This is a genomic window from Phormidesmis sp. 146-33 (assembly GCF_052939515.1).
In genome coordinates, this window is record NZ_JBJPHU010000023.1 from 53,767 (window position 1) to 79,253 (window position 25,487).

The window sequence follows — 25,487 nt, forward strand, 5'->3', positions numbered from 1 at the left end:
TCACCTTAACCTGTTGCTCAAACCCAGCGACCGGAGATTTCGGCTATGTTAGAATCTGTTTTACCGGCAACGCAGCAGGTGAGTGGAAATACGCCATGTTTGAACGCTTCACAGAAAAAGCCATTAAGGTGATCATGCTAGCCCAGGAGGAAGCTCGCCGCCTGGGTCACAACTTCGTGGGTACAGAGCAGATCCTACTGGGTCTGATTGGAGAAGGGACCGGCGTCGCCGCCAAAGTACTGAAATCTATGGGTGTCAATCTCAAAGACGCTCGGATTGAAGTTGAGAAAATCATCGGTCGGGGTTCTGGTTTCGTTGCGGTGGAAATCCCATTTACACCGAGAGCCAAGCGGGTACTAGAACTGTCACTTGAAGAAGCTCGCCAACTAGGGCACAACTACATCGGCACCGAACATCTGCTCCTGGGTCTGATCCGGGAAGGTGAGGGTGTCGCGGCCAGGGTACTCGAAAACCTGGGAGTTGACCTTTCTAAGGTGCGGACACAAGTGATTCGGATGCTCGGCGAAACGGCCGAAGTGTCTCCTGGTGGTGGTCAAGGCCGTACCAAGACACCCACGCTGGATGAGTTTGGCGCAAACCTGACTCAGATGGCTGCCGATGGCAAGCTTGATCCTGTCGTGGGTCGGCAGAAAGAAATCGAACGGGTGATTCAAATCCTCGGTCGCCGGACGAAAAACAACCCTGTCTTGATTGGTGAACCTGGGGTTGGTAAAACCGCGATCGCCGAAGGACTTGCTCAACGCATCGCCAACGACGACATTCCAGACATCCTGGAAGACAAGCGCGTCGTCACATTAGATATTGGACTCCTGGTTGCAGGCACTAAATATCGGGGTGAGTTTGAAGAACGGCTGAAGAAGATCATGGACGAAATCCGCTCCGCCGGAAACGTCATCTTGGTTATCGACGAAGTTCACACTTTGATTGGTGCAGGGGCCGCAGAAGGGGCGATCGATGCTGCCAACATTCTCAAGCCAGCCTTGGCGCGGGGTGAATTGCAGTGTATAGGTGCGACCACGCTGGATGAATACCGTAAACACATTGAGCGAGATGCTGCCCTAGAGCGACGATTCCAGCCCGTCATGGTGGGAGAGCCTACCGTAGACGAAACGATCGAGATCTTACGTGGACTGCGAGAACGGTATGAGCAGCACCACAAACTGAGAATCTCGGACGAAGCGCTGGAAGCGGCTGCCAAACTTTCAGACCGCTACATCTCCGATCGCTTTCTGCCAGACAAGGCGATTGACTTAGTAGACGAAGCAGGTTCCCGTGTCCGGCTGATTAACTCTCAGTTACCTCCTGCTGCGAAGGAACTGGATCGGGAACTGCGCCAAGTTCTCAAAGACAAAGATGATGCGGTACGGTCACAAAACTTTGATCGGGCTGGCGAACTACGCGATCGCGAAATGGAAATCAAAGCTGAAATCCGGGCGATCGCTCAAACTAAGAAGGCTGAATCTGCCGATTCTGATTCGGCTGCCTCTCCTGTGGTGGGCGAAGACGATATCGCTCAAATTGTGGCTTCCTGGACAGGCGTTCCGGTGAATAAACTCACCGAATCCGAGTCTGAGAAACTGCTGCACATGGAAGATACGCTGCATACTCGTCTGATTGGTCAAGACGAAGCAGTGAGAGCTGTTTCTCGTGCAATCCGTCGGGCGCGGGTGGGCTTGAAGAATCCCAATCGACCGATCGCCAGCTTCATCTTCTCTGGGCCGACGGGGGTAGGTAAAACAGAGCTTACGAAGGCTTTAGCAACTTACTTCTTTGGGTCTGAAGACTCGATGATTCGTCTGGACATGTCTGAGTTTATGGAGCGGCACACCGTTTCTAAGCTGATCGGGTCGCCACCTGGCTATGTGGGCTACAACGAAGGCGGTCAGTTGACCGAAGCCGTTCGTCGTCGGCCTTACACCGTCGTACTGTTTGACGAAATCGAGAAAGCGCACCCCGACGTGTTTAACATGCTGCTGCAAATCCTGGAAGATGGTCGCCTGACCGATGCCAAGGGTCGCACAGTGGACTTTAAGAACACGCTGCTGATCATGACCTCCAACATTGGATCTAAGGTCATTGAGAAGGGTGGCGGTGGTCTGGGCTTCGATATCGCTTCGGAGAGCGAGGCAGACAACCAGTACAACCGGATTCGATCGCTCGTCAACGAAGAATTGAAGAACTACTTCCGTCCTGAGTTTCTCAACCGTTTGGATGAGATCATCGTCTTCCGTCAGTTGGTGAAGGAAGAGGTGAAGCGCATTGCAGACATTATGTTAAACGATGTCTTCAAACGCTTGACTGAGCAAGGAATCACGCTGGAATGTACTGAGCGATTTAAGGATCGCCTGGTAGAAGAAGGCTATAACCCTAGCTATGGGGCACGTCCTCTTCGTCGGGCAATCATGCGTCTACTCGAAGATTCGCTGGCAGAAGAAATCCTCTCAGCCCGGATCAAAGACGGTGACGTTGCGATCATTGATGTGGATGAGACAGGCACCGTGAAGGTCGTTCAAGGTGAAAAGCGCGAGTTGCTTCCTCAAGCGGCTGAGTAGCTAAACTTGACAATTAGAAATTAGCGGGCGGTGGAGACTTTAAGTTTCTGCCGCTTTTTTGTGCTGACTACAACTTAATCTATCTACACAAAAACTTTTTCTAGCTTAGATACTTAACAATTCTTAAAATAATCTGAATAGTTGGCAAAATATAATACGACCCAAGCATTATGTAACCAATGACTCAGGTTGCACTAAACGAAAGGAACGGATTGACATATGGCACGTAGCAGTTTTTGGGCTGACTTTCAAAAATTCTTGATGCAGGGCAACGTCATCGACCTAGCTGTTGCAGTGATTATTGGGGGCGCTTTTGGCAAGATCGTTGAATCTTTTGTCAAAGACGTTATTACACCCGCACTCATCGGTCCAGCAATGAAAGCAGCAGGGGTCAATCAAATTGAGAACTTCGTCATCGGCGATGGAATTAAGATTGGTTTGTTCCTGGCAGCAGTGCTGAACTTTGTCATCATTGCATTCGTGATCTTCTTGATGATTCGGGCTTTTGAGAAAGCAAAGAGAAGATTTGTGCGTCAGGAGGCAGTCGAAGAAGCTGCTGCACCTGCTGATCCGGTTTTGGTGTCTCAAGAACGCTTGACGGGGGCGATCGAACGCCTAACCTCCAGTCTCGATCGTCGCTAGAACCTTTAAAGATCAACGATCGCTGAACTTCCTGATTAGAGTTAGGCGATCGTTGTTTCTAGAGAGGCTATTTTGATCGAGGCGGAGTGGACAAAATCGGCTTGTTATTGACCAACAGCAGGGGAAGGCTCAAGGTGCCAAACACGATCACAGCCCCCGTCATCACCCACACCAGCAGCCGACTCGGACGATAATCACCCCGCTCAATCTGTTGAAACACCTGGTTATAACGCCAAGCTGCTAGCGTGATCGTCAGAATGCCAAACGCCACCAACCCCACGCCCAACGTCTCAGAGTTAAAGATTGAATTTCGCTGGTCTGGCTGCTGAGTGAGCGTCAGTTGAAGCTGATGGAGAAATAACCCAAACCGGGCAATTGCAAACCCGAAACCGATGAGGGCGATCGCCGTCCGTAGCCAGGCCAAAAAGGTACGCTCGTTTGCTTGATGTTCTCGTTGACGGTCGATGGGAGGTCTCGTCATAAGATTGTCAAGTCTCAACTAGGGAATAAGCCGATATACGGCTGTGATAAAGGCCTCATCTGTTAGTGTTCTCCTAGCGTGCAAGTCTTTCAGCGTTGCCAAGTCTGCTCTGAGTTTTCTCAAAGTTTCAAGTTCGCTGGAAGGGGTGGGCGTAGGAGTCGGAGTCGGAGTCGGCGAAGGGGTCACTCCGGGAGGTCTGCCGATGATTTTTCTCGCATCGTCATCTAGCTGTTTGCGAACGGGGCGGCTGGCAATCCCGGTCACTGGAAATCGTCTATTCTGCTGATAGGTCTTGACGGCGGCGATCGTTTGAAACAGATAGCGCCCCGTGATCGGCAGAGAATTCGCTAGAACAATCTTGAGGTTGTTTTGCAAAATTCTGACAGATTCCTCAACTTTGTTTTGCAGGTCAATCCCATTTTGTCCCGTTGCTGCCATGAGATTGTCAGCCTGAAACTGAAAGATGGCTGCCTGAGTATAGCCTTCAAGCTGGTTGACCTCTCGCAGCGAGGTTGTTGAGCAGTCAATGTTGCCTAGAATGTTGCGATCGCAAGATTGGTTCTCGTTGCCAATCCCAAATAGACCTCTTGGCCCCAGGTAATAGCCCAAACCATCTAAGTTGTCTCTCAATTCTGCAAGCGTCAGTGGCATAGAAATCAGATTCCTTGTACAAAAACAGATAGATGTCGAGTTGAGTCTAAGGTAATTTTGCTACAGACGCATTCAATTGATTGCGAAAATTTTTGAAGCTAGCTATTCTACCAAAAGTGACCTTTGAAGATGGTTCTTGAAAGTGGTTCTGCGCTGTGAAGGTTTGCAGTTGACCGTACAATGACGAAAGCCACATTTATTGATAAGCCTGCCCATGACCTCCGATCCGACGACTGAGCCAAAGACTTCATCTCCTGAAAAAGTCTCCCCGTGGAAAACTTTGTGGGAAAACTTTCAGATTCTGCTTGTGGCGTTGATTTTGGCGCTGATTGTCCGGGCTTATGTGGCAGAGCCGCGGTTTATTCCTTCTGACTCGATGATGCCAACGCTGCATGTGGGCGATCGTCTGGTTGTTGAGAAGATGTCTTACCGCTTTGGGTTGCCCAACTTTGGCGATATTGTCGTGTTTGATCCACCCCCTCAACTACAAGAACAGGGATATTCTAAGGATCAAGCTTTCATCAAGCGGATCATTGGCACATCAGGAGAAACGATCGAGGTCAAAAACGGCAAAGTCTACATCAACAATCAGCCGCTTCAAGAGTCTTATATTGCCGAAGCTCCCAAATATTTGATGTCTCCTGCAAAGGTTCCAGAAGGTTCATTTTTCGTGATGGGCGACAACCGCAACAATAGTAACGATTCTCATGTGTGGGGCTTTTTGCCCAAGGAATATATTCTCGGTCGAGCCTGGATTCGATTTTATCCGTTCGATCGCTTGGGCAAAGTTTGAGAAATCAGAAGCTCAAATAGTGCATCAGGTTAGAAACAGTTTGGCTGGGTAGAGATAGTCTTTGTTGAAGCTCAACCAGGTTTTTGTAAGCTCCGTTTGAGACGCGATTGCGAACGATCGCTCTTGCCAATACTTTGCCCATTCCAGGAATGCCAGTCAGGTCTTCAACGGATGCTGCATTCAAATTGACTCGTTGAATCACACAAACGCTTTCAGATTCGTAATAACAAAAGCTGAGAATCGGCTCCAAGGGTTTGAGGCGTTGGAGTGAGAGTCCTAGGGCAGCGGCTAAATCTTCGACACAAAAGAACTGGACTCCAGAATCAGACAACTGGGTCAACATACGAGCTTGATGAATCGATAGACCTGGAATCCTTAACCAATCGTCAACGCTGGCTTGATTAACGTCAATTTGAATGCCCAGTGATGCGGCTAGACGGATTTCTTCTAACGATTGAAACCGATAAAACGGATCATTGAGAATACGTGAGCGTAGTGAGTTTGGCAGTTGAGAACCCAACTGAGCGCGAGATTGTTTGGAGAACCAGTCAAAAAGGGTCATCAAAAAGAAAAATAGGAAAATCAGTGAATTCGATCGAGCAGTTTTCGGCGCTTTTGTTCAAATTCGTACTCTGAAATTAGCCCATCTTGACGCAGTTGATCCAACTCTCTCAAGTCCTGAGCGATCGTGCTGACTTTTCCGGTTTTTTCAGAAGGAGTGGGCGACTCTTTGCGGGTCACTCGAAGCGACCCCTTGCGGGTCATTTGAAGCGATCGATCTGCCTCTTCGAGCAACATTCCTTCATTAAAATTTTGGTCAAACTCATCGGGGTCTTGAATTAGATACCAAATGCCTTCGATCACTCCGGCTACTGCGGGAATGGGTGTAAATGCTAACAGCACATACAACACTCCCCACCACTTTTGCCCCAGATAAAACTTGTGTAACCCCGCTAAATGGAGCGAAATCCCCAGCAAAGGAAGCGGGATAGCACTCACCAACGCAAGAATTGCAGCAGTTTTTCGGTTTCTTGGCTTGCTTAACATGTCGCGTCACGCTCTAAAACAAACACAGTAACGTATGAGACGATTAAGAGCCAAAACGGAAGATATGTCTTTTGGGCTACAAGACTTCTGCTCGTTCTCCTGTTCTACCCATACTGACCGAGTACATTAGAGTATAGACTCCTACAGCAGTGCTGTCCCACAGGTCAACAAGATAGGATGGCTCTGAAGTGCGATCGTTACATAGAGGCCCATTCACTTAAGTAAAGGTCTAAACCTTGAGTAGACACTACTTAGAAATCGCGTCTCTTCGTCGGGTTGCAAGGCGAATCTCTGTTTCACTATAACTAACAAAGGACTGCTGCTGAGAGCCATTTAATCTGGTAGATGACATAGAATCTTTGTAACTTTTGGCCTCAGCAATTTAGATCGCTGCGTGACTGTTTTTTAAAGCTCGTTCAGGTTTTATATAGAAGTTTAAGGACAGACGATCGATGCCCTTCTCGCAAGACTGGTTAAAGTATTTGTCAGACCCCTTCGCAGTACTGGGGGTCTCAGTTTTAGCGGAAGATGTCCGTGTCTCAAAACGATACCGAAGTGTTGCCAAAATCTTGCGTCCTGATATTAGCGTAGCAACTGATCCAGAAACGGGTGAATTGATCGAAAGGCTGTTTGGGCGGCTCGTCAATCCTGCTTACGAAAAAATTAGACAGGAAAAGGGCCGGGCTGAAACGCTGGCCTTGATGCGGCTCAAAGTGCGGCAGATGGTGAGAGATCAATCTCCTGCCCCTCAGAGTGAGTTGGCGCGTGAGTTGTCCCGTAAGTCTCTTCAAGAAGCAGATATCTTTTATGAGCAAGCGATCGCCAATCTGTCTGAGCGTCAATATCAACCCTTAGAAAATTTTCAAAATATCACTCAGCAGCTTAACGAGTTAAACCTGGCTTACCTCAAGCTAAAGATGGGCGGTGAAAATATTTTCATCGGGGAGAAGCGAACAGGAATCACAACCAACAGCGTTGAGGTCAGAAATTCTCAAGCGTCGAGCAACTCTTCTAACATTAGGTCGCAGTTAGACTATGCCGATCTTCATTACAAACGGGCGCAGGAATACATGAATAAAAATGCCTGGCCAAAAGCGATCGCAGAGCTAAAAGATGCTTTGAGAATGGAGCCAAACAAAAGTAATTACCACTCACTGATTGGGCTGGCTTACATGAGACAAAACATCACACCTAGTGCGGCAAAACCTCACTTCCGACGAGCGCTCCAACTTAACCCAGATGATCAGATCGCGAAACACTTTGCGGCTAGATTTGACATTCAACATAATTCTTCAACAAATGGTTCTTCACAGAAATCTGAACCTAAGAAACCTGAACCTAAAAAAACCGAGTCTAAGAAACCTGACAAGCAGAGTAAAAAAGGCTGGTTTTTTGGATTGTTTGGTCGCGGGTAGATGTGGGTAGGGGAAACACTACTTAACCTGAAGCGATCGCTCCACTAAGATAATTGTATTGGGATTGCTTACACAGTCCTACTTAGCGCTTTTTTGCTCAACTGATCGACTATTTATTAAATTACAGCGATGGGAATTTTTGACTCTGAATTGGTTCAACATGAAGCCAAAAAGCTATTTGAAGATTATCAGTCCTTGATGCAGCTTGGAAATAGCTACGGGAAGTTTGATCGCGATGGCAAAGTTCTATTTATAGAACAAATGGAAGCCATTATGGATCGCTACAAAATTTTTATGAAGCGCTTTGAGCTATCCGAAGACTTTCAGGCGCAGATGACCGTCGAACAACTCAAAACGCAACTTGGTCAGTATGGCATTACGCCTCAGCAGATGTTCGATCAAATGAACCGAACGCTAGAGCGCATGAAAGCAGAAATTGACAAATAGCCCTCAGCCAAAACCTCTATTGTAGAAACCCCGTTAATACAGAAATCAAAACGGTTTCATTCCCCATCCCTTTCTCTACTAGGGTCGATCGAACTCAGAGGTTGGCGTGAACCGCTCAACGGGTTCTCCTTGCATGGCTTGCTGCATAAAGTCTCGCCAAATTGGGGCGACAAAGTGACCGCCCGTTGCCCCGTATCCAAGCTGCTTGTAGTCGTCGTTTCCGACCCAGACGGCCGTCGCAAGCTGAGGCACATAGCCGACAAACCAAATGTCACGCTCAGAAGAAGTCGTGCCTGTCTTGCCTGCTGCCGGACGACCGATCTGAGCCGCTGTCGCAGTGCCTCGCGTCACGACCCCTTGTAAGACATCGTTGACCGCAGCAGAAGACCAGGGATCAAGCACCAGTCTCGGTTTTGGCGTATTGTCGAGCAAGACGTTACCACTGCTGTCGGTCACCTGCACAATTAGCGTTGGTTCTGAATACCATCCATTGCTGGCAAATGTGGCGTAAGCGCCAGCCATCTCTAAAGGAGTCAGATCCACCGCTCCCAACGGTAGAGAAATCACCGGGTCGATCGGGCTTTTGACCCCAATACTTCTCAAGACCTCGACGACTTTATTCAATCCAACTTCTTGCCCCAGCTTAACTGCGGGAATGTTGCGCGACACTTCTAACGCTCTACGAATCGTGATCGCTCCCGCAAACGTCCCGTCATAGTTGCGCGGAGAATACATTTCGTAGCCATCGGGGTAGCTGACCGGAGAATCATACACCGTTGAGTCAGGCGCATACCTTCCGGACGCAAAAGCGGCATAGTAAACAAACGGTTTGAAGGCTGACCCCGGTTGACGAAGGGCCTGCATCGCCCGGTTATATTGACTCTTTTTGTAGTCCACACCGCCCACCATCGCTTTGATAAAGTGGGTTCTCGGATCAACCGCGACGATCGCCATCTGGTCAGCATAGACCCCTTCGTAGTTCAAGGTCTGAATCCAACGTTTGGCCGTATCTTCGCCCATGCGCTGAAGCTTGGTGTCGATCGTCGTTTGGATTCGCATTCCCCCTTTGAGAACGGCATCTCGCCCAAACTTTTTGGTCAACTCTTGAATCACCGCTTCGGTCACGTAGGGCATTGCACTCGTCTGAAAGGAGGTGATTTTGCCCAGCTTGATCGGATACTTTCGAGCGGTGGCGGCTTCTTGAGGCGTGATCCACTTCAGATCCACCATGCGACGCAAAACATCATGCTGACGACGGGTCGCTGCTTTGAGATCGACAAACGGACTCAAGGCTTCCGGAGATTGAATCAAGCCCGCCATCATGGCCGATTCGGCGAGGTTTAGCTGAGAAGCAGACTTCCCAAAGTAGCTGGCGGCTGCGGTTTGCGCTCCATAAGTATTGTGTCCCCAGTAGACCTGATTGAGGTACATCTCTAGAATCTGGTCTTTCTTGAAGATCTGCTCTAACCGCAAAGCTAGAACAGCTTCGGCAATCTTGCGGCTAAAGGCGCGTTTGGGTGAGAGAAATAAGTTCTTTACCAACTGCATGGTCACCGTGGAGCCGCCTTCAACCGTGCGTCCGTGGTTAAAGTTGACCGTAAATGCACGAGCGACGGCCGGAGCATTCACGCCTTGGTGTGAGTAAAAATAGCTGTCCTCGATCGCCAACACTGCCCGCTTTAAATGAGGCGAAATCCTATCCAAGGGCACCACTTCTCGATTGGCTTCGCCGTGAATGCTGGCGAGATTTTTGCCCTTAATGTCATAGATATGCGTCGTCTCGCTAGGCGTGTAGCCGCGCAGCACTCGCACATCCGGCAAATTGCGAAAACTGATGGCCAGACCGACGAGACCCCCCGCGACGATCGCACTGCCCAACATGGTGATTCCCAAAACGGTGCCACCCGTTACTTTGCCCACTGTTTGGACAAAGTGTAAGGTAGACCCGGACTCTTTTTTTTGTTTTTGTCGAATCGTATTGGATGCCACGTTAATCTCTCTTTCTTAAGGGTGCGACGGTTGGGGCAGGCGATCGTTGAAGGTAATTCAGAAAATTCTATAAGAAAAAATTTCTAGGGGTAGATTTTTACTCAAATCGCTCTAGATAGGATAGTGGAGACTGACCCAAATGGAGCGAAGTTTCTCTAGTACAAATGGCGGGTGGGCTAGAGAAAAAGCGATGATGGCACCAATTATAGTAGGCTGACTAGAGAGCGTGTGAATTTTGGCAGATGTGTCGGGTGTGATCTGTCTAGTGTAATGGGACATCAGTTTCCTCTCAGTCGATCGAGAATGTATGTCGAATCTTAGCTGGCTCAGTCGGGGCACTTATGAAATTTTCCCTGACCAGCCCAACTCAAGCAGCCCTGACGAAAATTTGGTACAGCGTATCGCTAAAAGCGATCGTCCCCTTCGCGTGAAGTTTGGCATTGACCCGACGGGCACTGACATTCATTTGGGTCATAGTATTGTATTCCGAAAATTACGAGCCTTTCAGGACGCTGGGCACACGGCGATCGTGGTAATTGGTGACTTTACGGCGCGCATTGGTGATCCGACGGGCAAATCAGAGGTGCGGCGACAACTTACGGCTGAGGAAGTGGCTGCCAATGCAGAGACATACCTAAATCAGGTGCGGCCGATTCTCGATTTTGACACGCCTGGCCGATTAGAGATCCGTTACAACTCTGAGTGGCTGTCACAGCTTGACCTCCCCAAAACGCTGGAACTGTTGGCGACGATGACGGTCGGGCAAATGTTGGCTAAAGAAGGCTTTGCGGAGCGCTATAAGCAGGGGACGGCGATTTATTTGCATGAATTTCTTTACCCGTTGATGCAGGGGTACGATTCGGTCGCGCTGAATGCCGATGTGGAGTTGGGTGGCACTGATCAAAAGTTCAATTTGGCGGTGGGTCGCGATTTGCAGCGTCATTTTGGGCAGACTCCGCAGTTTGGCTTGTTGATGCCGATCTTGTTGGGGACGGATGGCGCTCAAAAAATGTCGAAGTCGATCGGCAACTACATCGGACTCTCAGAAGACGCACTGGGTATGTATTCTAAGCTAGAAAAAATTCCCGATTCGATTATCAACAGTTACTTTGAGTTGCTCACTGACCTGCCGTTAGACAAGCTGCCCGAAAATCCGCGCGATCGCCAAAAACTGCTTGCGCTAGAGGTGGTCAGTCAATATCACGGCAGAGACGCTGCTTTGGGGGCACAGCAAGCCGCCATGAGTTTAATTCAAGGAGGCAAAACGACGATCGCTGCCGTTCCCGAATTTTCGTTAGCGTCGGTTCAGTTTCCAGCAAAGTTGTTTTATCTATTAAGCGTCACCGGATTGTGCAAAACCAGTTCTGATGCGCGTCGCCAAATTCAAGGTGGAGCGGTCAAGCTAGAGGGTGAAAAAGTGGGGGAAGTCGATCGTATGGTTAAGTCTCCTGACGACTTGATCGATAAAGTTCTTCAGGTTGGTAAGAATAAATTTGTGCGTTTTGTCTCCTAATGGCTTTGATTTCCGATCGCATCATTGTGCCGCTCGATGTGCCTTCTTTAGAGGACGCGATCGCACTCATTGAAAAGCTGCCCCAAGTCACATTTTGGAAGGTAGGGCTAGAACTGTTTGTCAGTAGTGGTTCTGATATTCTGACTGAGTTAAAAAATCGTCAGAAGCGGATCTTTTTGGATTTAAAGTTTCACGATATTCCCAATACGATCGCAGGCGCTACGGCCGCCGCTGCCCGATTTGGGGTCGATTTGCTGACCATTCATGCAACCTGTGGCAAAGCCGGGTTAACCCAAGCCCAAACCGCCATGCAGATGAGCGCCGATCGTGTGGGTCTACCTGCTCCCAAATTGATTGCCATTTCGCTGCTGACCAGCATTTCTTCTCGCACGCTGGCCTTTGAGCTAAAAGTTCCGCTGGAGTTGCCAGAATATGCTTTGGAGATGGCGTTGTTAGCTCAAGAAAGCGGGTTAGCGGGGGCAGTTTGCTCGCCTCAAGAGGTGGCGCAACTCAGACAAACCTGCGGCAATGAGTTTTTGTTGGTGTGTCCGGGAGTGCGACCGACTTGGGCTGAGACAGGCGATCAAAAACGAGTGATGACCCCGATCGCGACCTTTCAAGCGGGAGCCAACTATCTCGTGATCGGTCGCCCCATTACGGCATCTGACGACCCAGCAGGCGCGTTTGAGCGGATCTGTGAAGAGGTGGGCCGTTCAGAATGAGGAGAGACTGATTATGATCGAGCGTCGGTTTTGTCGAGTTGTTCTTCCCACTCGTTGAGAAGCTCGGCGATCGATTGAGTTCTGATGCCCATTGGCTGTGCAGCTTTGCGCTTTTCTGCCAAAAGATTTCGTTTGTCTGGTCTGCCTGTCACCCAGTACCAAAGGTTTTGAAACATGACTCTATTCCTCGAAGCGCTCAATTTTATGCTTAGAGAAAATAGTACAGCCTCCGCTATCCAGGGAACAGGTAGGGGAATTTTCTATATAGGTAACAAAAAGCACCCGTGAGTCCGATTAAACGCTTGTCTTCCTACTTGCCGTTTCTCACGTCGGTCACGCGCCAGCTTAATTTGAGATTGATCCAAAAATTCCAGAAGGTGACGAGGACGATCGCCAATAGTTTAGCCCCAAATTCATTCACTCCGAAGGCATCATGCAGCAGACTCACCAGCAGCGCTTGTAGAATGATCCCCGCCAGACAGACCAGATTAAACTTCAAAAACCGCTTTAACCGTTGAGAGGTGCCTGGTTGTTTTTGAGAAATATCCCCAAACGTCCATAAATCGTTCCACAAAAAATTATTAATCACAGCCACTTCGGCCGACAGTATTGTACTGCGAGCGATCGGTAACCCAAACTGCACCCGCAGCAGGTAAAAGGCCGCCAGATCGACAAAAACGCCACTAAACCCGACCAGTCCAAACCGCAGAAAGCGATCGACGGGAAACTTTGCCGTAAACTGGCTAATCCGACCTTTCGATCGCAGCTTTAGCAAATGTCCCAAATATTCAACATACTGCCGCCAGGTGACCTTACTTTCGCCTTCTTTGCGCTCTTGAAAAACATAGCCGACCTCTGCGACCTCTCGCACCTGCCCCCGTCCCAAAACTTCTAGCAAAATCTTATAGCCGAGCGGATTCATCACGTAGTGAGCGATCGCCGATCGCCGCACCATAAAATAGCCACTCATGGGGTCAGACACTCGCCCGACCACATTAGGCAAAATCACCAGTCCGACCAGTTGCGCGCCTCGTGACAACACCCGCCGTATCAACCCCCAATCGCTCGTTCCGCCGCCTTCTACATGACGACTCGCAACGGCCAAATCCGCCCCTTGAGCAATCTTTTGTAAAAGCTGAGGCAACACTTCGGGCGGATGCTGCAAATCTCCATCGATCACGCCCAGGATTTGTCCTGTTGAGGCTTGCCAGCCTCGGATGACGGCCGTTGAGAGTCCGCGTTCGGTTTGGCGACGCATCACACGCAGTTGGGGATAGTCTGGCAGCATTTGTTGGGCGACTTCCCAAGTGCGATCGGGGCTGTCATCGTCCACCACAATCAACTCATAATCCTGGGGAAAAGCCTGATCGAGCAAGCCCGTCAAAATGCTCACAATGCGCTGAATGTTTCTACCCTCGTTGTACGTCGGGACGACCAGTGAGAAATAAATGGGACTGGCTGTTTGAGCAACTTCTGGTAAAGCAGGGATTTCTAGCGATCCGGTAGGAGTAGGCAGCAGCGATCGAGACACATTTAAAGTCATGGGTTCAAGAGGGGAGAGGAAGCACGCTTGTACAATTTAAGGCTAAACCGATCTAAATTCATGGTGCCGGAGAGGTCGCTGGACTGGATGAATTGAAATCGATCGCTCAAAATTTTCTCAACTTGCTGCCGCTCTGTATCCGTCGTGGGTGGAGACCAGAGCGGCCGTCCGCTTTCTAACCAGAGAACTCGTTGATAAGGAGAATTATTTAGAGTCAGCGTTTTTTCTAGAGCAGTCGCAAGCGTTGCTGAGGGTTGAGCCAGCAGAGAAACCGAAAGGTGATCAGGGACATAATACGCTAAACGGTTGACATGTCCCCAGGCTTGAGAGTTGAGGGCAACCAGAGTCGGGACGGTGGGATCTTGTTTTAGAAGGTCGGCAATCTGGTGAAAAACCTGCCGAGGTCGCCCACTGAGATCACTGATATCGATCGTCAAATACACCAGGAGGATACCCGTTGAGAGCCAGTTTCGCCACCGCCCACTGCGCTCGATTCCCAACGCTATTAGCAGCAGACACCCCGGTAAAATGCACAGCAAAGCCCTTCCCCAGCCAAAGCCAAGCGTAAACTTGCCAGCGGCGATGTCTACTCCAAGCGCCAGTAAGAGCGGCCCCATTCCCATCACAGCAGCCACCTTCAAGACGCGCCGATCGTCCGCTTTCCAGAGGCTTATGCAGATCGAGACTAAAATCAGCAGCCCAACCAGCCCGATCGTCTGAACGGCACCCAACGGTAGCGCTGTGGCCCAATCTCCGGTGAATAGGTGAATGCCTAGAGTCTGCAAGACATCCTGAACATGGAGCAACAGAGGGTTTCCGGCTGCTTTGAGGGTGCTAAACCGATCAAAATCTGCGCTCCTCAACTGTTTGAGCGTTCCCCAGAGGGCCCAAGGCACCGTAAGCAAAACGCCCATTCCTAGCCGCAAACCCTGCTGCCACCAGTGCCGATGATCGACGAGTAAGACCAGCCCCGCCAGCGCAATCACCCAATAGGCAAACAGGTAAAAAGTCATCAGTCCAGCGGCGATCGAGCCAATCAAAATCATTTGCCAGCGACGATTGTTTAGCTGTTTTTCCTGACCTTTTTGGGGTATCAGTTTCAAAAGCGCCCAGGTACTCAAAATGACCCAGAGTGCTAGTGGCGTGTACATTCGCACATTTAACGAGTGAAAAAGATAGAAGGGGTTAGTTGCCAGAAGAGCTGCAAACAACAGTCCGCCGCGTCGGCCCAGTAAAGTGCGCCCCAATCCAAAAGCGGCCACGATCGCGCCCACGCTCCATAGGGCCGGCAAACTCCGCATCGCCCCTTCCCCATTGCCAAACAGCCGCAGCCATCCGTGTTGGACTAAAAAAAATAACGGCGGATGAGGTTCTCCTGCGTATAAGCCTCGAAGCAGTCCTTGTAGGGTTTTGGCGATCGCGCCCAGACTCGATTCTGAAGGCAAACGCAAGAGGGCCGTATACTGACTCAACGGCACTGCTACATCTGGGGGCATTGCGTATTGGATCTTTTGCCCGGTAATGAGCAGCAGTGAGAGAACTTCGTCATACCAAAATTCTCGTGTGCTGAGATTGAGTAGTCTAAGGAGTATTCCGATCGCCAGGGCAAGCCCTAAAACAAACTCTATGCGTTGAGTCTGTAGAGGAGTGAGCGGTGCTTTTTGGGGACGGAGCAGTGAATCGAGTCCGGGTGCCATCGCATTAAGCCTTTGGGGTAGCGCAATTTAAGCAGAAGTAGACCATTCCCCTGTGCAGAATCTAGTGCTGTCGTGTCAACCCCTCGATCGAGCGATCGGACGCAGCGATTTCTGACAACCGTGGAGCCTCTGCATGGTTGGGAGATTTACGGAGGTGTCCTGGTGTTGCGATTATTCGCTCTCTTGGAGTCTGGGTTTTTGAAGGGAATTTGAGCGATCGGGGTTGCAAAACACGCTGTATGCGGCAAAACGTCATCGGCTTGCGTCCCGTGTTACTTATTTATTGCCCATTCATCTCAGTAAATTCCGGATGCCCAAGGGGAAATACTGACTTAGCAACTTGGTCGATGCCTTTCAAACTTCTATTGGTAGGAAACTTGAGCAGAAAAATCCGTAAAGGTACTGGCAAAAGGTTTATCAACCTATAAAAACGAGGTAAATTCTGCAAGTTTTCCGGCAGCCAACTCGACAGACTCTCTGAGTTACGATTGGGATGCTTAATTTTGAGAAGTGACCGGATTTCTATGACCTCAGCGCGTTGGAGTTTGAAGAAGCCGATCTCTTCGAGTTACCCGCAAGGGGTCGCTTGCCATTTGATTAAAGGAACGATCTACCCCTCTGTCTTTTTGCCCTGCGTGATTTCTACCCTATGCCCAAGCCCAAACGCAAAGCTGCTCAAACCGACGATGCTCCCGTCTTGAGCCTCAAAGAACGCCTCGCCCAAAAGCGCAAAGCTGCTCAGGCTCGCAAGGAAGTGATCAACTTTGTCGCGATGACAACTGGGATCTCGATCGTGGCAGGTTTATTAATGGCGATCGTCGGTGGGCCAAAAGGCGCGATTGGCGGTGGGGCGGGGATCTTCTGTTTGATGCTGTCTTTTAAGTATCCGTGGCAAGCGCTTTATGGCTTTTTGATCTACATGCCGTTTAGCGGAACGATCACCTACACGATCGGGGGCAACAGTCCCTTATTTCAATTAGCTAAAGATGCGTTTTTTATCCCAGCGTTGATTGCGATCATTCAACATTGCAAACGACACAAGCAGCCGATCGTCATTCCCAAATCTCTGGGGACTCCGTTGAGTTTGCTGCTGGCGTATTGCATTCTGGTGTTGCTGTTTGTCAACGGTTCGCAGCAGCTTTCTGGAAACACGGGAGGCGACAAACCATTTTTTATGGGACTGCTGGGACTCAAAGTGCTGTTGGGCTATGTGCCGTTGATTCCCTGCGCCTATTACATGATGCGAAAAAAGCAAGACCTGTATCTGCTAACGCGAATCATGGTAGCTCTGGTGATCATCTGCTGCGGACTGGCTTTTGTGCAGTACATGTTCCTCCAAACGGGTCGCTGCCAGGGCACGGTCGGCGAAGGGGCGGCTCTGTTTAAGGCTTCTCTAGAAGCACGCTGTTTTGTCGGAGGTTCGCTGCTCTACAGTCCTGAGCAGGGGGTGATTCGCCTCCCCGGAACGTTTGTCGCACCCTGGCAATGGGGCTGGTTTCTCATCTCTAGCGCCTTTTTTAGCTTTGCGGTCGCTTTTATGGACCCGTCTTTTTTGTGGCGAGGGGCAGGGCTAACGGCGATGGCTGGGACGCTCATGATGTCCGTTGTGTCGGGTCAGAGAATTGCGCTGATTTTGGTGCCGATCGTCACGATCATCTTGCTAATCACAACGGGACAAGTCGCCAACTTAAAGCGATTTATTCCGATCGGGGTCGGTTTAGCGTTGATTCTCAGCTTTGTGATGGCCTCAAACCCGGCTTTGGTGCAAGAACGACTAGATAGCGCTGTCAGCCGTTGGAACGCCGCCCCACCCACCGACTTTATCGCGTCGCAGTTTGGCTTTGTGAACGATGGCCCAGGCTTTTTGGGCAAAGGAGTCGGACGTGCCACCAATTCTGCCCGCACCTTTGGAGACACGACACTAATCGAAACGTACTATCCCAAGCTGCTATTTGAAATCGGGCCGATCGGGGTGATTCTATTTCTAACGGTTGTCACGACGCTGACGATCGCCACCTTCAAAGCCTACCGCTCGATTCGCGATCGCAGTTTACGAGGTTACGGCGCTGCCTTTTGGACGTTCGTTCTCTTCATCAGCTACAACACCTACTACTACCCGTTGGATGTCGATCCGGTTGCTGTCTACTACTGGTTCTTTGCCGGAATTGTCTTGAAACTTCCTGAACTTGATCAACAAGAACCCACCTCGATCTCTTCGAGATACCCGCAAGGGGTCGCCTCCAAAAAATCTAAAAAGTCTCGTCCCAAAAACCTCAAAACCGCCTAATTTTATAGTTTCTCAACACTTTCCCCGATCGCCGGGAACTCTAACCACTAGCTTCATCCCTCATCCCTCATCCCTCATCCCTCATCCCTCATCCCTCATCCCTCATCCCTCATTCCTCCATGCCCCTCCCCTTCATCTCTGTCATCATTCCTACCTACGGCCGCGAGGAACCGTTGCAAACGACGCTGCTCGACGTTCTAAAGCAAGACTATCCTCACTTTGAAACGATCGTCGTTGACCAAACCCAAAACCATCAGCCCGAAACTCAGGCATTTCTAAATGGATTGGCCAGCGAGGGCAAAATTCGTCTCTTTAAAGTTGATTGGGCCAGTCTGCCGGGTGCGCGAAACTATGCGGTCAAGCGGGCAAACGGTGACATTCTGCTGTTTTTGGATGATGACGTACTGCTGGAGCCTGGATTTTTAGCAGCCCACGCCAAAAACTATGACAACCCAGACATTGGAGCCGTAGCGGGTCGAGTCTTCGATCGCATGAAGCTGGCCGACTTTCAAGAAGGGCTAGAGATCCAAGACCTGCCGCCCGAAGCGCTCGATCCGGGCATCGCCTGGTACCACATCAATCTGGTGCATACCGTCAAACCCCAACGGGTGCTGAGTGCCAGAGGCTGCAATATGTCGTTTCGGCGCGAGATTTTTGAGCAACACGGCATTTTGTTTGACGAGCGGTTTCAGGGCAGCGCCGTCCGTGAGGAGTCTGATTTTTGTCTCCGCATTCGCAAAACGGGACTGATGATCTGGTACGACCCTGACGCACATCTGATCCATTTGGGCGAAGAAACGGGCGGCTGTCACGACATCACGACGCGATCGCTCAAATATCAACTCACTTTTTATCACAATCACTTTTTGATGGGGTTCAAAAACCTCACCTTCTGGCAGGCTTCGCGCTTCTTTTTGCGACTATTTGACTGTCATGTGTTGGGTCGTCCGCCCTGTCACAAAAGCGGTTCGCCGATCAAGATCATCACGCGATTTGGATTCTACAGTTTGGGATTTTTGCAAGCGCTCAAAACGGTGGTGCGATCGCTTTGGGATGACGGTCAAATCTATAGCCGCAAGTCCCAAGAAACTTCGCCAGTTTTAACTCATGAAGCGGGGGCTACGCTATGAAGATTCTCGTTGCCAGCCATTCCTATATTGTGGATTTGAACTGTGAAAAGCTGCGAGTTCTCGCCAACTTGGAGCCAGAAATCGAGGTGACGATCGTCGTGCCCAAACGCTGGAAACCGGGCGGTGTGATGAAAGAGGTCGTCGAAACCCAACCTCGGCAAGCAGGTTCCTTTCGAGTCGTGCCTGTCTCCAATTTCAGCCAAAACAATCAGGGAATGCTCACCTTTGGCGCGGATTTGATTGCTTTGATGCGATCGTTTCGACCCGACATCATTCAAGTTGAGCAGGGTGCCAAATCGCTGGCGTATGCCCAGATGATCACGCTAAATCGATTGCTGGGACTCAAGGCCAAGAACGTATTTTTTACCTGGTGGAATCTGCCCTACAGTTTGAAGTTTCCTGTCTCGCTGCTAGAGGCTTACAACTTACGACACACCGACGGCATTGTGGTCGGAAACGTGGACGGTGAGAAAATTTTGCGCGATCGCGCCTACACAGGCCCGATGAAAATCATGCCGCAATTGGGAGTAGACGACAGCCTGTTTCGCCCCCAACCTCAACCCAACCTCGCCGCCCAACTGGGAATTTCTCCCCAAGATTTTGTCGTCGGATTTGTGGGGCGCTTTGTCCAAGAAAAAGGATTGTTGACCCTGGCCAAGTCTCTCGCAAAATTGAGCAATCGTCCCTGGAAATGGCTGCTCTTGGGACGCGGGCCACTCAAAGAAACGCTGCTCCAACAGGCTACAGAGTTGGGACTGAGCGATCGCTTAATCTGGGTTGAGAGCGTGCCCCATGCCGACGTGTATCGCTACATCAACTTGATGAACACGCTGGTCTTGCCGTCTGAAACCACCTATCAGTTTAAAACACTGACCTCGGCGGGCTGGAAAGAGCAATTTGGGCATGTCTTGATCGAGGCGATGGCTTGTCAGATTCCCGTAATTGGCTCTGACTCTGGTGAAATCCCTAATGTGATTGGTCAGGCTGGCTTGGTCTTTCCGGAGGGTGATGTAGACGAGTTGAGCGATCGCCTATCGCAACTGATGGATCAGCCCGATCGCGCCCAAGCACTCGGACAACGCGGATATGAACGAGCGATCGCCCACTACACCAACCACGCTCTCGCCAAAGAACTTTTAAGCTTCTACCGACAACTCAATCCTCAGCATCACTAACGATGCAACCGTCAGCTAACAGTCAAACAACCATCAGGGTGAAATCAATGTCAATTTTAGATTCGAGTAGTCCCCCCTACAAAAAGAGACAATGGTATTTCAAAATTCACGGTTTTGTTTTTGCTCCCTAGCAATTAGTAAGCCCTATCGAGATCTCGCTTTAGAACTGGCCAAAGATCTTGAAAAGTATGCCCCAGAAACTTGCTTTATCGTTCTAACAGACCAGCCCAAAGCCTTTAGTCAGCAGAAAAATGTTCGAGCTTTCTATCATCAACAGCAAGGAGTCAAGTGTTACCACGATAAAAGGTTTGCGATCGCTAAAGGACTGAGCCTTTTTGAAACCTGCATTTTTATCGATGCAGACATGCGAATCTTAGAGCCGCTGCCGCTAGAAATGGACTGGATTAAAACTCCAGGACTTACCGCTAGAAGCTGTCACAGCATGACCAAACAATATGCTGAAATTTACGCAGGAACTGCTGACGCAAAACTAATCAAAGAATTTGAAGTCACTCAAGCGGCGGCTCAAGAGTTGGGATTGAGCTTAGATGATCCAGACACAAAGTTTGTTTATGAGTACTTGATCTGCGTTACGAGAGACTCTGGCAAAGAAGTAGATTTTCTCGACTGGTGGGATCAACTTGCTAACTACTTTGAGTTACGAGGGGTGTATGTGGGTGAAGGTAATGCGATCGGTCTAGCCGCGGCCAAAGCAGGAATGACTGCCCGATGGGGAGAGATGGATGGCATTCACTTCTTCATGGATAGAACGGAAGGAGTCAGAATCAAGAAAGGACAGTCTGATCCAAAGAAGATGGCGGTCTATTTTGAGCGACAGAACGTGTTGAAATATCCTCAACGTTCTTTATCCCAAAAAGTAATCCTCAAGCTGAAACAAAAGATTGGGGAATTCTATCGTTTAGGTCGCTTACAGCTAGTTGCAGCGAGACGCTTGGATACTCAATTGCGCTAGTCGGGCGAACTCCCCCAAAAGAATGTTTGTCTTTAATTCCCATGCGAATCCTTCAAATTGTCCCTTCAATTTCTCTAATTTACGGTGGCCCCAGTCAAATGGTGATGGGGCTGTCAACTGCACTGGCCAGCCAGGGAATTAAAGTCACCATTCTGACCACGGATTCTAATGGCGATCGCGGTCAGCCTCCTTTAGATGTGCCGCTCGAAACGCCTGTTGAGCAAAACGGCTATGAGGTTTACTATTTTCGGTGTTCTCCATTTCGGCGGTACAAATTCTCGTTAAATTTGCTGCGCTGGTTGGCAAACCACAGCCATGAGTACGACTTGGCCCATATTCACGCTTTGTTTTCTCCGGTGAGTTCGATGGCGGCGCGGGTGGCTCGATCGCAGCGTCTCCCTTACATTTTGCGTCCGTTGGGTACGCTTGACCCGGCTGATCTACAGAAAAAACGTCAGCTTAAAACCCTCTACGCCACCTTGTTAGAACGGCCCAATCTAGCGGGGGCGGCCGCCGTTCATTTCACCAGTGATCAAGAAGCTAAGATTTCTGATCGCTTTGGCACGTTGACTCAAGATCTGGTGATTCCGTTAGGGGTGACGTTGCCAGCGATGAATCAGCCGATCGACATTAAGAAAAAGTTTGGCATTCCAGGCGATCGCCCCTTACTACTCTTCATGTCTCGCATCGATCCCAAAAAAGGGTTGGATTTGCTGATTCCTGCTTTAGAAAAATTAGCAACAGAGCAAGACTTTCAGTTTGTATTGGCGGGGGCAAATCCTCAAGATCCAGAATTTGAGGCAGCGATTCGTGATCAAATTCAACAGTCAAATTTGGGCGATCGTACCACCCTCACCGGGTTTGTCTCTGGAAGCGAAAAAACCGCGCTATTGCAAGCCGCCGATCTGTTTGTGTTGCCTTCTTATTACGAAAATTTTGGCATCGCCGTCGCCGAATCCATGGCCGCCGCAACGCCTGTCGTGATTTCTGATCAAGTTCACATTTGGCAAGACGTGCAGCAGGCTCAGGCGGGATGGGTCACTTCCTGTGATATTGAAGCGTTGACGAGTACCTTGAGAACTGCCTTAAGCGATCGTGCCGAACAACAGCGTCGAGGCAAATGCGCTCAAGAATACGCTGAAAAATATTACAGTTGGGGCGCGATCGCTGACCAGATGATCCACGCTTACTGCCAGATTTTGAGTCGTCAAGTCTGATAAAGCAAAAACAGCAGCGGACTGACCAAAAACACTGTGATGGTTGCGATCGTCCGGTTGAGTTTTGCGTGGGCAGAAGGAATCACCGTTTCGCGCACGACAATCAGCGCACAGGCTCCCACTGTATAGATCCAACTCAACAGCAAGTAGGGCATTGCCCGTTCGCTCGCCCAGATCAACACCAACAGCGCTGCCAACATCAACATCACCGCTTCTACAATCTGAGGTGGGTTGTATTGACCCAAAAAACTTAAATTGTGCCAAAACTGCCGCCAGTGCCTCATCTTTTACTCCCAAACGCCCCGCATTAGTCTATCAATTTTGCTTGCGATTATTGGTCATCAGCCATTTGTTTTTTATCTAGTGTGGATGGCTCTGACGGATGAAGCTTTGACTGATAAAACTGTTTTAGACAATCCAGCGCTTCCTGCATCTCTACTTGAGCAAAGACTTGATAAAAACGGCTGACACTCTGAAAGCGATCGGGCGTTGCCAAAACGATTAAGCGATCGCACCCCTGCTGTAAAGCACTCACCAACTCAATTGGAGCCACAGGCGCACAGATCCAAATTTGGGCAGGATTGCGAGTCCGTAAAGCTTTGACCGCAACGGCCATCGTCATTCCGGTCGCGATGCCATCATCGACAATTAGCGCGATCGCGCCTTCTGGGTCGATATCGGGACGATCGACAAATTGAGCGAGTTGCTGCTGGGCCTTTTTCTGCGCTCGTTGGCGGGCTTGTTCCCATTCTTGAGAAGCCTCCCCAGACGATCGCGATTTTGGTAAGAGAACCTGTCCATCAGCGGTGACGGCTCCGATCGCTAACTCCGGATTCTCAGGGCGCGTCATTTTCTTGGCGACAATTACATCCAGCGGGCAGTTCAACGATCGCGCCACAGGTTCAGCAACGGGCAACCCGCCACGCGGCAGCGCATAGACGACGAATCTGGCATCCAAACCCTGAGCGGCTGACAAAACGGCTTGAGCCAGCTTTTCTCCGGCTTGAGCGCGATCGACAAACAGCGTGTTTGATCCTGAAAACAATTGCGATAGGGACATCGCCTCCTCCAGCCGAGGGCATTGGCTTTCCCCTATGATGGCAAAATTCTAAAAGTTTGATGCACCGATAAAGACGGGCGTTTCGCCTTGCGACACAATGGTAAACGTTAAAAACGCAAAACTCTTTCTCTCGATCGCCCTCATCCCTCACAATTCGCCCTAGAATTTATAAGTTAAATCCTGTCTGCCAACTCACGGTGAACGAAGAACAATTCAGCTTATTTGACCTTGCACCTAGCGCAGAACCTGCCGCCCCCAAAGTGCCGAAGGATTTTGATCCGAGTTTGATTCCGACGAGTGCCAAGATTCCGATTCCGATCGGCACTTATGAATCAATGGAGCAGATGAGCCAGCACTGTAACCAATGTCATCGCTGTGACCTCGGAGCCAATCGGACTCATGCGGTGATCGGGCGAGGCAATCCCAAAGCGCCAATCATGGTCGTGGGCGAAGGGCCAGGGCAAAACGAGGATGAAACCGGGCTGCCATTTGTGGGCAAGTCGGGGCAACTGTTGGAGAAAATTTTGGCGGCTGTAAAGCTGACGATCGAAGAAGATGTCTTCATCTGCAATGTGGTCAAGTGTCGTCCGCCCGAAAACCGCACCCCGGCAACCGATGAGGCAGAGGCTTGTAAGGGCTATCTGTTGGAGCAGATTCGCATGGTTGACCCCAAAATTATCTTGCTGACTGGAGCGACGGCCATGAAAACGCTCGTCGGCATCAAGCAAGGCATTACCAAGGTGCGCGGACAGTGGGTGGAGCGAGACGATCGCCTCTACATGCCAATATTTCACCCGGCGTATCTGTTGAGAAATCAGTCGCGCGATCAGGGCAGCCCCAAGTGGTTGATGTGGCAAGACATCCAAGCCGTCAGAGACAAATTGGATGAGCTTCGCGCTAATTCTTGACGCTTGAGCTTTGACTCAAAACCCCCTGAAGTCTTCTTTGGCGAGTCTGGGAACTTTATCAAAAGAACCTATCCAGAAAGATGTGCATCAACTGGAACAAACTACCGAAGAGGCTTTATGTTAGAGGGCTTGCTGGCATCACTTGGACTGTGGGTACTGCTGCCCAGCGCGTTCTGGATGCTGATGATTTTTGACTGTGTGCGAAACGAGAGCGATCGCCAAACCTGGCTCTGGATCTTGCTGTTTCTCAACGTCATGGGAGCGGTGATCTACTTTTTTGCCTGCTGGCTGCCTCGCGCCAATCTGCCCATCCCCAACTATTTCAAACGCTGGACGCACAGCCAAGAACTCTGGAACGCAGAAGCAGGCGTTAAAAATATTGGCAAAGCGCATCAGTACGTGACGCTGGGAAATGTTCTCTCTGAGATGGGTACGTTTGACAAAGCGGCAGAGGCGTATCAACAAGCTTTAGAAAAAGAGCCAAAAAATCCTCATGCGCTTTGGGGAATGGCCTTTGTGGAGGTCAAAAAGCAGCAGTTTGAGTCGGCAAAAGGTCATTTAGAAACGCTGTTGAGCCTCGATCGTGACTACAAATGTGGCGAGGCTTCGCTCCTTTACGGCAAAGCTTTGTTTGAGTTGCAAGATTGGGACGCTGCCAAAATCCATCTCACTCAAGACATCAAATACTGGAGCCATCCCGAATCTTCTGTTTTGCTGGCAAATCTTTTGATCCAACAAGGTGATTCTCAAGCAGCCCGCGAGTGTCTAGAAACGATGATTGCAAAGGTCAAAGCCTCACCGATTTATCACTACAGACGCAACAAAAAATGGGTGAGTCAGGCAGAAAAACTATTGAGAGGATTGTAGCGATTAAGCGTCTCCATCTGACTGAGACAGCTTTACCGGAACATTCAGCTTTTTAGACAAGTTTCTCACGGTTTCAAAAAATTCGTCTGCCTTCCTAATCTGTTTTGAAACAGGCAAAATCATTCCTAGAACTGCAATAAAATAAGCTTTGATCTTTTCAGGTTTGCGGCGATAGGTGATTTTGATTTCGTCTTGTAAATCGTTGAAGTAGACGATCGCTAACTCTCTCCGAGCCTCTGGCAATTGTTCAACAGCTTCATACAAAACTTCTAACGACTTGATCACATCATGCAACTCGTAGATTGAGATGGGGCTGACTTCACTTTTAGCTGACGGTTGAGAGACAGAATTTATCGG

The 25,487-nt window shown here is 49.8% G+C and carries 27 protein-coding genes; 14 read left to right on the plus strand and 13 right to left on the minus strand.

Features of this window, described 5'->3' with window-relative positions; translation table 11 throughout:
- Positions 1-95: 95 nt before the first annotated feature.
- Complete coding sequence (locus ACJ2PR_RS11875) at positions 96-2,573, plus strand: ATP-dependent Clp protease ATP-binding subunit (protein WP_446859546.1); 2,478 nt, start codon at positions 96-98, stop codon at positions 2,571-2,573.
- A 219-nt stretch (positions 2,574-2,792) separates the two neighbouring features.
- Positions 2,793-3,215, plus strand: a complete 423-nt coding sequence (mscL, locus tag ACJ2PR_RS11880) for a large conductance mechanosensitive channel protein MscL (protein ID WP_446877135.1) — start codon at positions 2,793-2,795, stop codon at positions 3,213-3,215.
- A 67-nt stretch (positions 3,216-3,282) separates the two neighbouring features.
- Here mscL and ACJ2PR_RS11885 read toward each other — a convergent pair whose 3' ends face one another.
- Both ACJ2PR_RS11885 and ACJ2PR_RS11890 read right to left on the minus strand, forming a co-directional pair.
- Positions 3,283-3,696 (minus strand): YidH family protein, encoded by a 414-nt coding sequence (locus ACJ2PR_RS11885; RefSeq protein ID WP_446859548.1) that lies wholly within the window; start codon positions 3,694-3,696, stop codon positions 3,283-3,285.
- Between the two features lie 18 nt (positions 3,697-3,714).
- Positions 3,715-4,347 carry a peptidoglycan-binding domain-containing protein gene (locus ACJ2PR_RS11890; RefSeq protein ID WP_446877136.1) on the minus strand — a complete coding sequence of 211 codons (633 nt, stop codon included), beginning with the start codon at positions 4,345-4,347 and terminating at the stop codon, positions 3,715-3,717.
- Positions 4,348-4,561: 214 nt separating this feature from the next.
- On the opposite strand from ACJ2PR_RS11890, the gene lepB reads away from it, so the two are divergent.
- Positions 4,562-5,140, plus strand: a complete 579-nt coding sequence (gene lepB / locus ACJ2PR_RS11895; RefSeq protein ID WP_446877137.1) for a signal peptidase I — start codon at positions 4,562-4,564, stop codon at positions 5,138-5,140.
- A 4-nt stretch (positions 5,141-5,144) separates the two neighbouring features.
- On the opposite strand, the gene ACJ2PR_RS11900 is transcribed toward lepB, so the two are convergent.
- The gene (locus ACJ2PR_RS11900) at positions 5,145-5,702 is read right to left on the minus strand and encodes a helix-hairpin-helix domain-containing protein (RefSeq protein ID WP_446877138.1); all 558 of its coding nucleotides are present in this window, start codon (positions 5,700-5,702) and stop codon (positions 5,145-5,147) included.
- 20 nt (positions 5,703-5,722) lie between these two features.
- Positions 5,723-6,187 (minus strand): SHOCT domain-containing protein, encoded by a 465-nt coding sequence (locus ACJ2PR_RS11905; RefSeq protein WP_446877139.1) that lies wholly within the window; start codon positions 6,185-6,187, stop codon positions 5,723-5,725.
- 452 nt (positions 6,188-6,639) lie between these two features.
- Between ACJ2PR_RS11905 and ACJ2PR_RS11910 the strand changes: the two genes are divergently transcribed.
- Together ACJ2PR_RS11910 and ACJ2PR_RS11915 are read left to right on the plus strand one after the other, a co-directional pair.
- On the plus strand, positions 6,640-7,602 hold the full coding sequence (locus tag ACJ2PR_RS11910; RefSeq protein WP_446877140.1) for a J domain-containing protein: 963 nt from the start codon (positions 6,640-6,642) through the stop codon (positions 7,600-7,602).
- A 129-nt stretch (positions 7,603-7,731) separates the two neighbouring features.
- Positions 7,732-8,049, plus strand: coding sequence for a DUF1825 family protein (locus tag ACJ2PR_RS11915; RefSeq protein WP_446859554.1), 318 nt, complete (start codon positions 7,732-7,734; stop codon positions 8,047-8,049).
- Positions 8,050-8,127: 78 nt separating this feature from the next.
- Here the strand turns inward: ACJ2PR_RS11915 and ACJ2PR_RS11920 are convergent, their stop codons facing one another.
- Both ACJ2PR_RS11920 and ACJ2PR_RS11925 read right to left on the minus strand, forming a co-directional pair.
- Positions 8,128-10,038, minus strand: coding sequence for a transglycosylase domain-containing protein (locus ACJ2PR_RS11920; RefSeq protein WP_446877141.1), 1,911 nt, complete (start codon positions 10,036-10,038; stop codon positions 8,128-8,130).
- Positions 10,039-10,149: 111 nt separating this feature from the next.
- Positions 10,150-10,317, minus strand: a complete 168-nt coding sequence (locus ACJ2PR_RS11925) for a hypothetical protein (protein WP_446877142.1) — start codon at positions 10,315-10,317, stop codon at positions 10,150-10,152.
- Positions 10,318-10,345: 28 nt separating this feature from the next.
- Between ACJ2PR_RS11925 and tyrS the strand changes: the two genes are divergently transcribed.
- Both tyrS and pyrF read left to right on the plus strand, forming a co-directional pair.
- Entirely contained in the window at positions 10,346-11,551 is a 1,206-nt protein-coding gene (gene tyrS / locus ACJ2PR_RS11930) for a tyrosine--tRNA ligase (protein WP_446877143.1), read from the plus strand.
- A complete protein-coding gene (gene pyrF, locus ACJ2PR_RS11935; protein ID WP_446877144.1) occupies positions 11,551-12,273 on the plus strand; it encodes an orotidine-5'-phosphate decarboxylase in 723 nt (240 codons plus the stop codon). Before tyrS ends, pyrF begins: the two co-directional genes overlap by 1 nt.
- Before the next feature lie 11 nt (positions 12,274-12,284).
- Here the strand turns inward: pyrF and ACJ2PR_RS11940 are convergent, their stop codons facing one another.
- From ACJ2PR_RS11940 to ACJ2PR_RS11955, 4 genes are all read right to left on the minus strand, one after another.
- The gene (locus ACJ2PR_RS11940) at positions 12,285-12,449 is read right to left on the minus strand and encodes a hypothetical protein (RefSeq protein ID WP_446877145.1); all 165 of its coding nucleotides are present in this window, start codon (positions 12,447-12,449) and stop codon (positions 12,285-12,287) included.
- A 134-nt stretch (positions 12,450-12,583) separates the two neighbouring features.
- Positions 12,584-13,816, minus strand: coding sequence for a glycosyltransferase (locus tag ACJ2PR_RS11945; protein ID WP_446859559.1), 1,233 nt, complete (start codon positions 13,814-13,816; stop codon positions 12,584-12,586).
- Positions 13,813-15,513: a glycosyltransferase family 39 protein gene (locus ACJ2PR_RS11950; RefSeq protein ID WP_446877146.1), complete on the minus strand. Its 1,701-nt coding sequence runs from the start codon at positions 15,511-15,513 to the stop codon at positions 13,813-13,815. Before ACJ2PR_RS11950 ends, ACJ2PR_RS11945 begins: the two co-directional genes overlap by 4 nt.
- 61 nt (positions 15,514-15,574) lie before the next feature.
- The gene (locus ACJ2PR_RS11955; protein ID WP_446866400.1) at positions 15,575-15,769 is read right to left on the minus strand and encodes a hypothetical protein; all 195 of its coding nucleotides are present in this window, start codon (positions 15,767-15,769) and stop codon (positions 15,575-15,577) included.
- 393 nt (positions 15,770-16,162) lie between these two features.
- On the opposite strand from ACJ2PR_RS11955, the gene hpsL reads away from it, so the two are divergent.
- From hpsL to hpsP, 5 genes are all read left to right on the plus strand, one after another.
- Positions 16,163-17,800, plus strand: a complete 1,638-nt coding sequence (gene hpsL, locus ACJ2PR_RS11960; protein WP_446877147.1) for a hormogonium polysaccharide biosynthesis protein HpsL — start codon at positions 16,163-16,165, stop codon at positions 17,798-17,800.
- A gap of 119 nt (positions 17,801-17,919) precedes the next feature.
- Positions 17,920-18,930 (plus strand): hormogonium polysaccharide biosynthesis glycosyltransferase HpsN, encoded by a 1,011-nt coding sequence (hpsN, locus tag ACJ2PR_RS11965; protein ID WP_446877148.1) that lies wholly within the window; start codon positions 17,920-17,922, stop codon positions 18,928-18,930.
- Positions 18,927-20,105, plus strand: coding sequence for a hormogonium polysaccharide biosynthesis glycosyltransferase HpsO (gene hpsO, locus ACJ2PR_RS11970; protein WP_446877149.1), 1,179 nt, complete (start codon positions 18,927-18,929; stop codon positions 20,103-20,105). The genes hpsN and hpsO overlap by 4 nt, the downstream gene beginning before the upstream one ends.
- Positions 20,106-20,196: 91 nt before the next feature.
- Entirely contained in the window at positions 20,197-21,078 is an 882-nt protein-coding gene (locus ACJ2PR_RS11975) for a hypothetical protein (RefSeq protein WP_446877150.1), read from the plus strand.
- Between the two features lie 41 nt (positions 21,079-21,119).
- A complete protein-coding gene (gene hpsP, locus ACJ2PR_RS11980) occupies positions 21,120-22,295 on the plus strand; it encodes a hormogonium polysaccharide biosynthesis glycosyltransferase HpsP (protein ID WP_446877151.1) in 1,176 nt (391 codons plus the stop codon).
- On the opposite strand, the gene ACJ2PR_RS11985 is transcribed toward hpsP, so the two are convergent.
- Together ACJ2PR_RS11985 and ACJ2PR_RS11990 are read right to left on the minus strand one after the other, a co-directional pair.
- On the minus strand, positions 22,286-22,579 hold the full coding sequence (locus ACJ2PR_RS11985) for a hypothetical protein (protein WP_446859567.1): 294 nt from the start codon (positions 22,577-22,579) through the stop codon (positions 22,286-22,288). The genes hpsP and ACJ2PR_RS11985 overlap by 10 nt on opposite strands.
- Before the next feature lie 47 nt (positions 22,580-22,626).
- Positions 22,627-23,355 carry a phosphoribosyltransferase gene (locus tag ACJ2PR_RS11990; protein ID WP_446859568.1) on the minus strand — a complete coding sequence of 243 codons (729 nt, stop codon included), beginning with the start codon at positions 23,353-23,355 and terminating at the stop codon, positions 22,627-22,629.
- A gap of 197 nt (positions 23,356-23,552) precedes the next feature.
- On the opposite strand from ACJ2PR_RS11990, the gene ACJ2PR_RS11995 reads away from it, so the two are divergent.
- A complete protein-coding gene (locus ACJ2PR_RS11995) occupies positions 23,553-24,263 on the plus strand; it encodes a uracil-DNA glycosylase (RefSeq protein WP_446859569.1) in 711 nt (236 codons plus the stop codon).
- Positions 24,264-24,380: 117 nt separating this feature from the next.
- Positions 24,381-25,130 carry a tetratricopeptide repeat protein gene (locus ACJ2PR_RS12000; RefSeq protein ID WP_446877152.1) on the plus strand — a complete coding sequence of 250 codons (750 nt, stop codon included), beginning with the start codon at positions 24,381-24,383 and terminating at the stop codon, positions 25,128-25,130.
- 3 nt (positions 25,131-25,133) lie between these two features.
- On the opposite strand, the gene ACJ2PR_RS12005 is transcribed toward ACJ2PR_RS12000, so the two are convergent.
- Positions 25,134-25,487, minus strand: a 354-nt coding sequence (locus tag ACJ2PR_RS12005; RefSeq protein WP_446877153.1) for a hypothetical protein, incomplete at its 5' end; no start/stop codon positions are given.

Excerpts from the sequence above, each read along its gene's own strand:
- ACJ2PR_RS11875 (WP_446859546.1), top strand. The coding sequence starts at position 96 with ATGTTTGAACGCTTCACAGAAAAAGCCATTAAGGTGATCATGCTAGCC.
- mscL (WP_446877135.1), top strand. The coding sequence starts at position 2,793 with ATGGCACGTAGCAGTTTTTGGGCTGACTTTCAAAAATTCTTGATGCAG.
- ACJ2PR_RS11885 (WP_446859548.1), bottom strand. The coding sequence starts at position 3,696 with ATGACGAGACCTCCCATCGACCGTCAACGAGAACATCAAGCAAACGAG.
- ACJ2PR_RS11890 (WP_446877136.1), bottom strand. The coding sequence starts at position 4,347 with ATGCCACTGACGCTTGCAGAATTGAGAGACAACTTAGATGGTTTGGGC.
- lepB (WP_446877137.1), top strand. The coding sequence starts at position 4,562 with ATGACCTCCGATCCGACGACTGAGCCAAAGACTTCATCTCCTGAAAAA.
- ACJ2PR_RS11900 (WP_446877138.1), bottom strand. The coding sequence starts at position 5,702 with ATGACCCTTTTTGACTGGTTCTCCAAACAATCTCGCGCTCAGTTGGGT.
- ACJ2PR_RS11905 (WP_446877139.1), bottom strand. The coding sequence starts at position 6,187 with ATGTTAAGCAAGCCAAGAAACCGAAAAACTGCTGCAATTCTTGCGTTG.
- ACJ2PR_RS11910 (WP_446877140.1), top strand. The coding sequence starts at position 6,640 with ATGCCCTTCTCGCAAGACTGGTTAAAGTATTTGTCAGACCCCTTCGCA.
- ACJ2PR_RS11915 (WP_446859554.1), top strand. The coding sequence starts at position 7,732 with ATGGGAATTTTTGACTCTGAATTGGTTCAACATGAAGCCAAAAAGCTA.
- ACJ2PR_RS11925 (WP_446877142.1), bottom strand. The coding sequence starts at position 10,317 with ATGTCCCATTACACTAGACAGATCACACCCGACACATCTGCCAAAATT.
- tyrS (WP_446877143.1), top strand. The coding sequence starts at position 10,346 with ATGTCGAATCTTAGCTGGCTCAGTCGGGGCACTTATGAAATTTTCCCT.
- pyrF (WP_446877144.1), top strand. The coding sequence starts at position 11,551 with ATGGCTTTGATTTCCGATCGCATCATTGTGCCGCTCGATGTGCCTTCT.
- ACJ2PR_RS11940 (WP_446877145.1), bottom strand. The coding sequence starts at position 12,449 with ATGTTTCAAAACCTTTGGTACTGGGTGACAGGCAGACCAGACAAACGA.
- ACJ2PR_RS11945 (WP_446859559.1), bottom strand. The coding sequence starts at position 13,816 with ATGACTTTAAATGTGTCTCGATCGCTGCTGCCTACTCCTACCGGATCG.
- ACJ2PR_RS11950 (WP_446877146.1), bottom strand. The coding sequence starts at position 15,513 with ATGGCACCCGGACTCGATTCACTGCTCCGTCCCCAAAAAGCACCGCTC.
- ACJ2PR_RS11955 (WP_446866400.1), bottom strand. The coding sequence starts at position 15,769 with ATGACGTTTTGCCGCATACAGCGTGTTTTGCAACCCCGATCGCTCAAA.
- hpsL (WP_446877147.1), top strand. The coding sequence starts at position 16,163 with ATGCCCAAGCCCAAACGCAAAGCTGCTCAAACCGACGATGCTCCCGTC.
- hpsN (WP_446877148.1), top strand. The coding sequence starts at position 17,920 with ATGCCCCTCCCCTTCATCTCTGTCATCATTCCTACCTACGGCCGCGAG.
- hpsO (WP_446877149.1), top strand. The coding sequence starts at position 18,927 with ATGAAGATTCTCGTTGCCAGCCATTCCTATATTGTGGATTTGAACTGT.
- ACJ2PR_RS11975 (WP_446877150.1), top strand. The coding sequence starts at position 20,197 with ATGGTATTTCAAAATTCACGGTTTTGTTTTTGCTCCCTAGCAATTAGT.
- hpsP (WP_446877151.1), top strand. The coding sequence starts at position 21,120 with ATGCGAATCCTTCAAATTGTCCCTTCAATTTCTCTAATTTACGGTGGC.
- ACJ2PR_RS11985 (WP_446859567.1), bottom strand. The coding sequence starts at position 22,579 with ATGAGGCACTGGCGGCAGTTTTGGCACAATTTAAGTTTTTTGGGTCAA.
- ACJ2PR_RS11990 (WP_446859568.1), bottom strand. The coding sequence starts at position 23,355 with ATGTCCCTATCGCAATTGTTTTCAGGATCAAACACGCTGTTTGTCGAT.
- ACJ2PR_RS12000 (WP_446877152.1), top strand. The coding sequence starts at position 24,381 with ATGTTAGAGGGCTTGCTGGCATCACTTGGACTGTGGGTACTGCTGCCC.